This is a genomic window from Mesorhizobium norvegicum (assembly GCF_004919685.1).
GTDB lineage: Bacteria > Pseudomonadota > Alphaproteobacteria > Rhizobiales > Rhizobiaceae > Mesorhizobium > Mesorhizobium norvegicum.
On sequence record NZ_SMYZ01000038.1, the window covers coordinates 160,490 to 170,318 of the forward strand.

At 63.1% G+C, this 9,829-nt stretch carries 9 protein-coding genes; 2 read left to right on the forward strand and 7 right to left on the reverse strand.

Annotated features, from left to right (window positions below):
- Position 1: 1 nt before the first annotated feature.
- Positions 2 to 763: a 3-hydroxyacyl-CoA dehydrogenase gene (locus FCU66_RS15590; protein ID WP_136616845.1), complete on the reverse strand. Its 762-nt coding sequence runs from the start codon at positions 761 to 763 to the stop codon at positions 2 to 4.
- A 61-nt stretch (positions 764 to 824) separates the two neighbouring features.
- Complete coding sequence (locus FCU66_RS15595) at positions 825 to 1,361, reverse strand: GNAT family N-acetyltransferase (protein WP_136616844.1); 537 nt, start codon at positions 1,359 to 1,361, stop codon at positions 825 to 827.
- A gap of 273 nt (positions 1,362 to 1,634) precedes the next feature.
- Between FCU66_RS15595 and FCU66_RS15600 the strand changes: the two genes are divergently transcribed.
- The gene (locus tag FCU66_RS15600) at positions 1,635 to 2,627 is read left to right on the forward strand and encodes a glutathione S-transferase family protein (RefSeq protein ID WP_136616843.1); all 993 of its coding nucleotides are present in this window, start codon (positions 1,635 to 1,637) and stop codon (positions 2,625 to 2,627) included.
- Between the two features lies 1 nt (position 2,628).
- Here the strand turns inward: FCU66_RS15600 and FCU66_RS15605 are convergent, their stop codons facing one another.
- On the reverse strand, positions 2,629 to 3,123 hold the full coding sequence (locus tag FCU66_RS15605; protein ID WP_136616842.1) for an NUDIX domain-containing protein: 495 nt from the start codon (positions 3,121 to 3,123) through the stop codon (positions 2,629 to 2,631).
- Between the two features lie 53 nt (positions 3,124 to 3,176).
- Here FCU66_RS15605 and FCU66_RS15610 point away from each other — a divergent pair, with 53 nt between their 5' ends.
- Entirely contained in the window at positions 3,177 to 4,106 is a 930-nt protein-coding gene (locus tag FCU66_RS15610; protein WP_136616841.1) for a metallophosphoesterase family protein, read from the forward strand.
- Here the strand turns inward: FCU66_RS15610 and FCU66_RS15615 are convergent.
- The 4 genes from FCU66_RS15615 to leuA form a co-directional block, all read right to left on the reverse strand.
- Complete coding sequence (locus FCU66_RS15615; protein ID WP_136616840.1) at positions 4,090 to 4,707, reverse strand: hypothetical protein; 618 nt, start codon at positions 4,705 to 4,707, stop codon at positions 4,090 to 4,092. The two genes, FCU66_RS15610 and FCU66_RS15615, sit on opposite strands and share 17 nt — an antisense overlap.
- A 110-nt stretch (positions 4,708 to 4,817) precedes the next feature.
- Complete coding sequence (locus FCU66_RS15620; protein WP_136616839.1) at positions 4,818 to 5,621, reverse strand: alpha/beta fold hydrolase; 804 nt, start codon at positions 5,619 to 5,621, stop codon at positions 4,818 to 4,820.
- Positions 5,622 to 5,816: 195 nt separating this feature from the next.
- Positions 5,817 to 7,580 carry a tetratricopeptide repeat protein gene (locus tag FCU66_RS15625; protein ID WP_136616838.1) on the reverse strand — a complete coding sequence of 588 codons (1,764 nt, stop codon included), beginning with the start codon at positions 7,578 to 7,580 and terminating at the stop codon, positions 5,817 to 5,819.
- A gap of 184 nt (positions 7,581 to 7,764) precedes the next feature.
- Positions 7,765 to 9,504, reverse strand: coding sequence for a 2-isopropylmalate synthase (gene leuA / locus FCU66_RS15630; RefSeq protein WP_136616837.1), 1,740 nt, complete (start codon positions 9,502 to 9,504; stop codon positions 7,765 to 7,767).
- Positions 9,505 to 9,829 lie beyond the last annotated feature (325 nt).

The window sequence follows — 9,829 nt, forward strand, 5'->3', positions numbered from 1 at the left end:
TCTATTTCGGCGCCATGCGGATGGCGCCGTCGAGACGGATGGTCTCGCCGTTCAACATCTGGTTCTCGATGATGTGCAGGGCGAGAGCGGCATATTCGGATGGCTCGCCCAGGCGCGACGGGAAGGGCACGGCGGCGCCCAGCGAATCCTGCACCTCTTGCGGCATGCCGGCCATCATCGGCGTCTTGAAGATGCCGGGCGCGATGGTGCAGACACGGATGCCTGAACGGGCAAGGTCGCGCGCCACCGGCAGCGTCATGCCGACGACGCCGCCCTTGGACGCCGCATAGGCGGCCTGGCCGATCTGGCCATCATAGGCGGCAACCGAAGCGGTGTTGACGATGACGCCGCGCTCGCCACCTTGCAGCGGCTCGAGCTTTGACGCGCGCTCGGCGACGAGGCGGATCATGTTGAACGTGCCGATCAGATTGACCTCGATCACCTTGCGGTACTGATCGAGGGGATGGGGACCATCCTTGCCGATCGTCTTCACGCCAATGGCAATGCCGGCGCAATTGACCAGGATACGCGGTTCGCCAAGCTTGGCGGCGACGTCGGCGAATGCAGCGGTTCCGCTGTCGGCGCTGCTGACGTCGCACTGGACGGCAATGCCGCCGATCTCGGCCGCGACCTTCGCCGCGCGGTCAATACCGACATCGAAGATGGCGACGCGGGCGCCCTTGGCGGCCAGCGCGCGCGCCGTTGCCTCGCCAAGACCGGAGCCGCCGCCGGTGACGATCGCGATCTGGCCGTTCGGGTTCATGGCGTCATCCTTTGATCTCAGGAACAGTGGGACGGATCAGGCGCCAGATCGACGGGAAAGGTCAAGCCATCGCCGCGATAGGATCGGCCACCCTGGCCTGATCGGCGTGGCAGACCTCGCCCGAGAGCCTGGCGACCGCGCCCGGTACGATCTCGTGTGACAGCAGCCGGTCGAGATCGACGGGGCGCGGCATCGAAATCTGGCCGCGCGGGATCCGCTTGAAGCCAAGCGGACCGTAATAGGGTTCGTCACCGACGAGCATGACGGCGGGCGCGCAGACCTTGGCGGCGGCCTCCAGCGCGATTGCCACCAGCCGGCGGCCGATGCCGAGATTCTTGAAGGCCGGCCGCACCGCGAGCGGCCCGAGCATCAGCGCACGACCGGCGCCGGCGGCGATGCGGGTCATGCGCACCGAGGCGACAACAAGGTCGCCGTCGACGGCGACAAAGGACAGCGAGCGTTCATGCCCTCCGGCTTCGCGGATCTTGTAGGCGGCCAGCACAAAGCGGCCGGGCCCGAAGGCTTCGTCGTTGATGGCTTCGATCTGGAGGTCATGCGCCGGGGTTTCCGGCAGGTATTTCACGTCGGCAAGGCTCATGGTCTTTGCGTTCCGGTAAGGAGGAAAGGTTTGCTGCAAACGGCAGCGTTCGCCAGTCAGCGCTTCATCAAGCGCGGGCGCCCTTTCGTCGTCGGTCAAACCGGATCAAAGCAAAGTCGAACATGCGGATTGTCCGCTAGCATCAATTTCCCGCCGCTGCAATCGGCCGTTTTTGTCCGTCGTTTCTGCCAAGTGACGGTCTGTTCAGCACCTGACGTCTTCGACAGGGCAATCTTGCGCCTACATCAATCAACAGGACGCAAGGAGATTTGCATGGGATTGCTGGTTGAAGGCAGGTGGCAGGATCGCTGGTATGATACGGCGGACAATGGCGGCAGGTTCCTGCGAACGCACTCGCAATGGCGCGACTGGATCACCGTTGACGGGGCGCCGGCCGAAGGCCGGATGCGCGGCTTCAAGGCCGAGCCCGGGCGCTATCATCTCTATGTCTCGCTTGCCTGCCCGTGGGCGCACCGGACGTTGATCTTTCGCGCGCTGAAGAAGCTGGAAGGCATCATATCGGTGTCGGTGGTGCATCATTTCATGGGCGCCAACGGCTGGACGTTCGTGGCTGAGGACGGCGCCACCGGCGACACGCCTTACGGCCTCGACTTCCTGCACCAGATCTATGCCAAAGCCGATCCCGCCTATTCGGGCCGGGTGACGGTGCCGGTGCTGTGGGACAAAAAGGAGCAGACCATCGTCTCCAACGAGTCTTCCGAGATCATCCGCATGCTCAATTCAGCCTTCGATGAATGGGGTGACGCCAGCCTGGATTTCTATCCCGAGGACCTGCGCCGCGAGATCGACCGCATCAATGCGCTGGTCTATCCAGCAGTCAACAACGGCGTCTACCGCGCCGGCTTCGCCACCACGCAACGCGCCTATGAAGAGGCGTTCGGCGAATTGTTCGCGGCGCTGGATACGCTGGAGGAGCGGCTGTCAAAACAGCGCTATCTCGTCGGCGGCCGTATCACCGAGGCCGACTGGCGGCTGTTCACCACGCTGGTGCGCTTCGACCCGGTCTATGTCGGCCATTTCAAATGCAATCTGCGCCGCATCGCCGACTATCCGAACCTGTCGAATTATCTGCGAGACCTCTACCAGGTGCCTGGTGTCGCCGAGACCGTGAATCTGCATCACATCAAGGCGCATTACTACGGTAGCCACGAAACGATCAATCCGACGCGGATCGTGCCTGCCGGCCCGGAACTGGATTATGCCGCATGGCATGACCGGGCGCGGTTCGAAAAAGTGGCGGCCTGATCTACCAGTAGGGCGAAGGCCGCTCGCCGCCAAAAATTTCGGCGATCCGGCGCAGCGTCGCCGGCGTCGTTTTTTCGGGCAAGCGGTCGAGCGGGAAGAAGCCGGCTTCGGCGATCTCGTGGTCCGGCAGTTTCGGCGCCGTCTGGCTGAAATGCTCGATCAGGTAGAAGCCGACATGGTCGCGGCGGCTGGCGCGACGATTGAAATGCATCGATTTGAGCACCGGCGGGGCGGTCAGCGCGATGTTGCCTTCCTCGGCCAGTTCACGTGCCAGCGCCTCGGCCAGCGTCTCGCCGACTTCGACGCCGCCGCCGGGAAGCTGCCAGCCCGGCACATAAGTATGGCGAATGAGGAAGACGGAATTGGACGCCGTGTCGTGGATCAGGCCGCGCACGCCAAGCGTCATCGGCCGCCGCAGCACGAAATAGAGATGGAACAGCCGGGCCCTGAGGCCCGCCCAGCCGGCCTGGCGGAAGGCATCTTCAGGCTTCGCCATCAGCTGCGAAACCGTGGGTGGAAAGCCAAGCGCGGGTCGCCTATGAAGGAGAAATGTTCAGGCTCGCGCATATTTCCGATGTCCATCTGGGGCCGCTCCCCGATGTATCCTATCGCGATCTCGCCTCCAAGCGCGTGCTCGGCTACGTCAACTGGCAGCGCAACCGCCGCCGCCACATGCATGACGCCGTCATCGACACGATCGTCGCCGACATCAAGGCGAACACGCCTGACCACCTCGCCGTCACCGGCGACCTGGTCAATCTGGCGCTGGACGGCGAGATCGAGATGGCCAGGCACTGGCTGGAGACGCTGGGACCGCCGCATGATGTTTCGGTCGTTCCGGGCAACCATGACGCCTATGTGCCCGGCGCCTTCGACAAGGTCTGCCGATCCTGGGCGGCGTGGATGAGCGGCGACGGCATCAACACGCCGGTCGACCGCAACGCGTTCCCGTATCTGCGCGTGCGCGGCAATGTCGCGCTGATCGGCGTCTCGACGGCACGCGCCACAGCACCCTTCATGGCCAATGGGTTCTTCATGGAAGGCCAGGCGGAGCGGCTCGGCAAAATCCTCCGGGATACCGCCGAACAGGGGCTGTTCCGCGCCATCATGATCCACCATCCGCCAGTGCGCGGCGCGGTCCCGCAGCACAAGCGGCTGTTCGGCATCGCCCGCTTTCACAAGATCATTCGCCGCCATGGCGCCGAACTTGTGCTGCACGGCCACTCGCATCTGCCGTCGCTGTTCTTCATCGGCGGTCGAGGCATCAGGATCCCGGCGGTCGGCGTTGCTGCCGCAGGCCAGGCGCCGGGCGGCAAGCACCCGGCGGCGCAGTACAATCTGTTCGACATCGACGGTGAAAAGGGCAATTGGCGAATCCGGCTGACACGGCGCGGCCTGACCGGGCCGTCCATACCGCCATCCGATTTGCAGACGCTGGAGCTCGGTGCCGCGGCTGGAGCCGCTATGGCCGCAAGTTGACAACCATGGCGACGATACGGTCCCAGAACAAGACGACCGACACCACAAGGCCGACCAGCGCGCCGGCAGCGACCAGGCCAAGCCCGGACAGGAAGGCCGACCAGCGTTTGCCGCGCGTCATCGCACGCAGTGGCGGTTCGGCTTCCGATACATCGGCGCGTTTCATACCGGCGACAGCCGGCTCGACCCCGCCTTCCATCATCCTCTGACGCTCGACGATACGCTCGGCGACATAGCGCGTCACGGAATCGACAACCGGCTTCATCTCGGTGGATTCGGCAAGCACCACCCGGCCGATACGGGTGTCCTTGAGGAAGCGATAGGTGCGGCGGTCGCGTCCCATGGCGACATGGCTGACGGCGTCGATCCACAGGCGCGGCTGCAAGCCGGACGAGACGACAAAGTCGAAATTGTCCATGTCGGCCGGAACATCGGCAAAAACCGGCGCCAGCTCGGCGGCAAGCAGATCGAGGCGCATGCGATGGGCCTCACGCATATCGACGACGACATCGTCGCGGTCGGCGAAGGCATTTTTCACATCACGGATGGCGTCGGACAGTTTCTTCGACTGGTCGATGGTCTTCTCGCCTGCTTCCTTCATCGGCGTCTGCCTCGCGGGTTTGGTTAACACGGGGTTAACACAGCCGCCGGCAAAATGCACTGGCGAGATGGACGAGATCGAGGCTCAGGAAGGTGTTGTGCGCGAAAAGGTCAGTTGGCCGTGGCGGCTAATTTCTGGCGCTGTGGCCTGGCGCGGCGGTTGGTGTTGCGGCGAATGATCTCGGCAATGAGGTCGGGGGCTTCCTCGGCCAGCATATGGCCGGCTTCCAGCACATGGTGCACATGAAAATGCGCCGGCAGATCATCGGCCTGGGTAAAGGGCAGCAGCGCGTCGTCGGTTCCCCACGCCACCATCACCGGCATGTTCAGCCCGTCGAGACGATCGTGCGGGATGACGCCTTGCCGATCGTCCACGGTCATGGCGGCTGCGATCTCGACGAGTTTTTCCAACTGGCCGGGGCGCCTGCGCATTTCCCAGAGAACGTCCACGGTGCGATCGAAGGGCCGGGTCCCTGGCCCCGACATGGCGGCGAGGCAGGCCCGGATCTCGGACCGATCCGCAGCGACGGCATAGCGACGCAACAGTGGTCCGTTGATCTCGGGGCCAAGGCCGCCCGGCGCCAAAAGCGTCAGCGAGGCTATTTTTTCGGGCGCGGACAGCGCCATCAGCGCCGCCACCGCACCGCCCATCGAGTGGCCCACGAGATGAACGCGCTTCAGGCGACGCTCCGAGAGATCGGCGAGCACGGCCCTTGCCGCCACCTTGGCCGGACCGGCGGCGGGAAAATCGAGGGACAACCCATGCCCCGGCAGATCATAGGCCAGTGTGTGCGTGGAAGGTGCCAGGGAGGAAATCACCTCGCGCCAGACATCGTGGCAGCCGCCGAATCCATGCAGCAGGACGATGGCCTTCGAGCCAACACCCTGTTCGGCGGCAAAAAGCGATGCGGTCATGAAAGCTGATTTTTGTTATTGCAGGATGCGCGACACCAATTGTGGCTGGATTGCTCCTAGTCCACAGCGATGGCCAGTAAAATTTTCGCGATTCGTACGGTTGCGGACAGAACTCGGCGCTTGATCGGCATCATGCGAAAGAGTGCAGGAAATCCATCGGGACGCGGCGCGCTCAATCCGCGGAGGTTGATGGTGTCAGCTTGGGTTGCCGAGCCCGGCGGCGCGCAGCGCCTGGACCAGCCGCTCGGTCAGGTCGGCTGGATATTTCCGCTCGACGAAGGTCGCGCGCGGATCGGCGGCAAATTTAGGGAATTCGGTGGTCAGTTGGTTCAGCAGCGTGCTCACCAAATGGTCCTGTCCGGCAGCCTTGGCGCCGATCAGCCGCGCCGCCAGATAGTGCGATTTCGTTGCCGTCGTCCTCAGTGCCGTGCTGGCCGCGATGGCCTTGTTCATGTCGCCCTGCATGAACTCGCCGACGAACAGTCCGTAATCCCACCATGTCGAGTGGCCGCTGAAGGTCTCCACGGCATGGGCAAGGATCGGCGTTCCCTCCGCGTAGCGGCCGGCGAAGATCAGCCCATAGCCGTAGGTGGCAGCCATGCCGAGATCATAGGGATTGAGTTCGTAGGCCTTGCGCATCCAGCGGATCGCTTCGTCGGTGTTGCCGAGGCGCGAACTGACGTAGCCGTAGGAGCGATGCGCATAAGGGCTGGTCGGCCCCATCTGCACGCCGCGATGGGCAAACTCCATTGCCTTTTCAATCGTCGCATTGGGTGGATAGGCGTAATGATCGGAGACCGCCTCGAGATGCAGGGAGGCAAGTTCCGAATAGACGAGCGAGGATTTCGCTCCGCCATTGGCCAGTTTTTCGAGGCAGCGATAGGCAGCCTCATGGGTCCTGGCGTTCTGGTCGAGATAATATTTATCGTTGAGCAGCAGGCATTGCGTCAGACCGTTTGGCGCGCCGGTCTGCTCGATATAGTTGTAGATCGTGCCCGAGGCGGGAAGGGCCGAGCTCAGCATGTCGGCGATACGGTCTTCGACTGCGGCAGGTGCGCTGTCGGCAGGGGTGAGATTGCGTGAAAGAAGCACCCGTCCGGACGCCATGCTTTGCAGTTCGATGGTGATGTCGCCCGCGTTTGGTCCGGGCAGGATGTCGAATATGAAGCTCGTGGCATCGTCCGCTGGATCGGTGGCTGAGTCGCGGCCGATGAAGTCGATCGTATCGAAGCCGCTCAGGCCGGCACGCAACGACGCGGCGACACGACTGGCATCGGCGCCTTCCGCCTTGACGCCGATATGGACGAGCGGCAGGACGTCAGCCATTGCCGATGGCACGATGCTGCCGGTTGCGCCGGCGGTCTGGAGCGTTGCCGACATGTCGCCGCCCGTCAGCAAGGCAGTGCTGCCCTGTCGAAGGATCAATACGCCCAGCATGGCGATGACCAGGGTGATCGCCACCCAGAAGAAGCGGAGATGACGCGCCACCGAGGGGGCGGGCGAAGACGGTACGGAAGCCAGCGATACCGCGTGCAGCATGCCCGTGCTGGCGTCGTTGGGCGGATCGGCGGATACAGCGCCGTCGAGTTTGAGCTCGGCAACATCCGGCAGCCGGATCGCGTTCAGTTCATAGGCAGGAACATAGCCGCCGCGCGGAATGGCGATGCGGACGGGTTCGGCAATGCCCTCATTGGCAAAATAGTGCTGCAGAAGCTCGCGCAGCCTGCCTGCCTGCACCCGCACCACGGCATCGGTCGACGGATCGAAATCGCCGTCCTTGCCGAAAACATCCATGGCAATGGAGAAGCCCTTGAGCCTGTCGCCTTCGCCGGCTTGTTCACGTTCGACAAGATAACGCAGCAGCTTGCGCGCACGCTCGGACCGACCGAACGTTTGGCTGGCAAGCAGTCGCTCCAGTGTCTCGCGCACTGCGGGGGCGGCAGGCGTGGCATGCTGCAAGTGTCGATCCTCTCGAAGTCGGCACAGGTTGAGGCGCGATCATATAGTTCCCGCACCGCCACACAAGCATACACCCATTATGCGATCACGTACCCCACCGGATAATTCCGCGGTGGTTAATGGCTCGAAAGATCGGAACCGATCAACCGGTTGGGACGGTCCCGATCTTTGCTCTGGTCGTGCGTCAGCCGGCTTTCTTGCCAATGATACGATTGGCGGCGGACATCACCGCTTCCAGCGAGGCGGCGACGATGTTGGTGTTGATGCCGGCACCGAACAGCTTGCCTCCGGGATATTCCATCTCGACATAGGAAATGGCGGACGCGTTCGAGCCGCGCTGCAACGAGTGCTCGGAATAGTCGAGCACCGACATCTCGACACCGAGATGACGCGACAGCGCATCGACGAAGCCGTCGATGGGACCGGTGCCTGTGCCTGTAATCGTCACTTCCTTACCCTGGTCGAGGATGACGGCCTCGACAACGCGCCGGCCCTTGATTTCGGTGCTGGGATAGGTGTGGTGATCGAGGAATTTCAGCCGCGCGGCAGGCTGATCGACATAGGTCTCGAGAAAGCGCTCGTAGATGCGCCGGGCCGGCACTTCCTTGCCCTCGGCATCGGTGATCGCCTGGATTTCCTGGCTGAATTCGATCTGCAAATTGCGCGGCAGGTTGAGACCGTAGTCGGCCTGCAGCACATAGGCGATGCCGCCCTTGCCGGACTGCGAGTTGATGCGGATGATGGCTTCGTAGCTGCGGCCGACATCGGCCGGATCGATCGGCAGATAGGGCACTTCCCAAAGGCTCGTATTGGCCTTCTTCAGCGCCTTCATGCCCTTGTTGATGGCATCCTGGTGCGAGCCGGAAAAGGCGGTGTAGACGAGTTCGCCGACATAGGGGTGGCGCTCGGGGATCTTCAACTGGTTCGAATATTCGTAGACGTCCTTCATCCGGTTGATGTCGGAGCAGTCGATCAAGGGATCGACACCTTGCGTGTACATGTTGAGCGCCAGCGTGACGATGTCGACATTGCCGGTGCGCTCGCCATTGCCGAACAGCGTGCCTTCGACGCGATCGGCGCCGGCCATCAGGCCGAGTTCGGTGGTGGCGATGCCGGTGCCGCGGTCATTGTGCGGATGCAGCGAGACCAGCAGGTTCTCCCTGTTGTCGAGGTTGCGGCACATCCATTCGATGCGGTCGGCATAGATGTTGGGTGTCGACATCTCGACCGTCGATGGCAGGTTGACGATCAGCTTGTTGTCCGCCGTCGGCCTGACGATCTCGGTGACGGCGTTGCAGATTTCCAGCGCCACTTCGAGCTCAGTGCCGGTAAAACTCTCCGGCGAATATTCGAAGCGAAAGCCGCCGCCGGCCTTGGCCGCCATGTCGGTGATCATCTTGGCCGCGTCGGTGGCGATGCGCTTGATGCCGCCGACGTCCTTTTCGAAGACGACGCGGCGCTGCAATTCGCTGGTCGAATTGTAGAAATGGACGATCGGGTTGGTGGCGCCCTTCAGCGCCTCAAAGGTGCGGGTGATCAGTTCGGGCCGACACTGCACCAGCACCTGGAGCGAGACATCGGCGGGTACGTTGCCTTCCTCGATGCACCAGCGGGCAAAGTCGAAATCGGTCTGCGAGGCCGATGGGAAGCCGATCTCGATTTCCTTGAAGCCCATGTCGAGCAGCAGGCCGAACATGCGCGCCTTGCGCTCGTGGCCCATCGGATCGATCAGCGCCTGGTTGCCGTCGCGCAGGTCGACCGAGCACCAGATCGGCGCCTTGTCGATGACCTTCGAGGGCCAGGTGCGGTCGGTGAGGCCGACGGTGGGATAGGGCTGATATTTGCGGGCTGCGTCAGGCATGCCTCTAGTCGCATCCTTGCCGGCTACCGCGGCATCGGAGCGGATCTCTTCTCGTGCGTTCATCGTCGTTTCTCCCGGCGGCTCATGGATCCACCTTCAGGTGGATTGATGGCGAGCGGCGCCTTTACCAGAATTTCGTTCGCTTGATGTGATTGCCAAGGAGCATGCGCTTGCGCGGCGGTTCGACCGCCGGGCGCTCCTTCAGCGAACCCGGCGATCGCCGATAAGGCCGAGAAGAAGCAGGGTCGAGGCCAGCGCGCGCACGGTCTCGCCGGAAAAACCGGTCGGACGGGAAGCGTTGGTGGCGCGCGTGTTCATGGCGGTTCTCATACAGGAGCGGCTTGTGAGAGGCAAGTGGGGCCACATGGCGTGTCGTAAGCAGATGAGT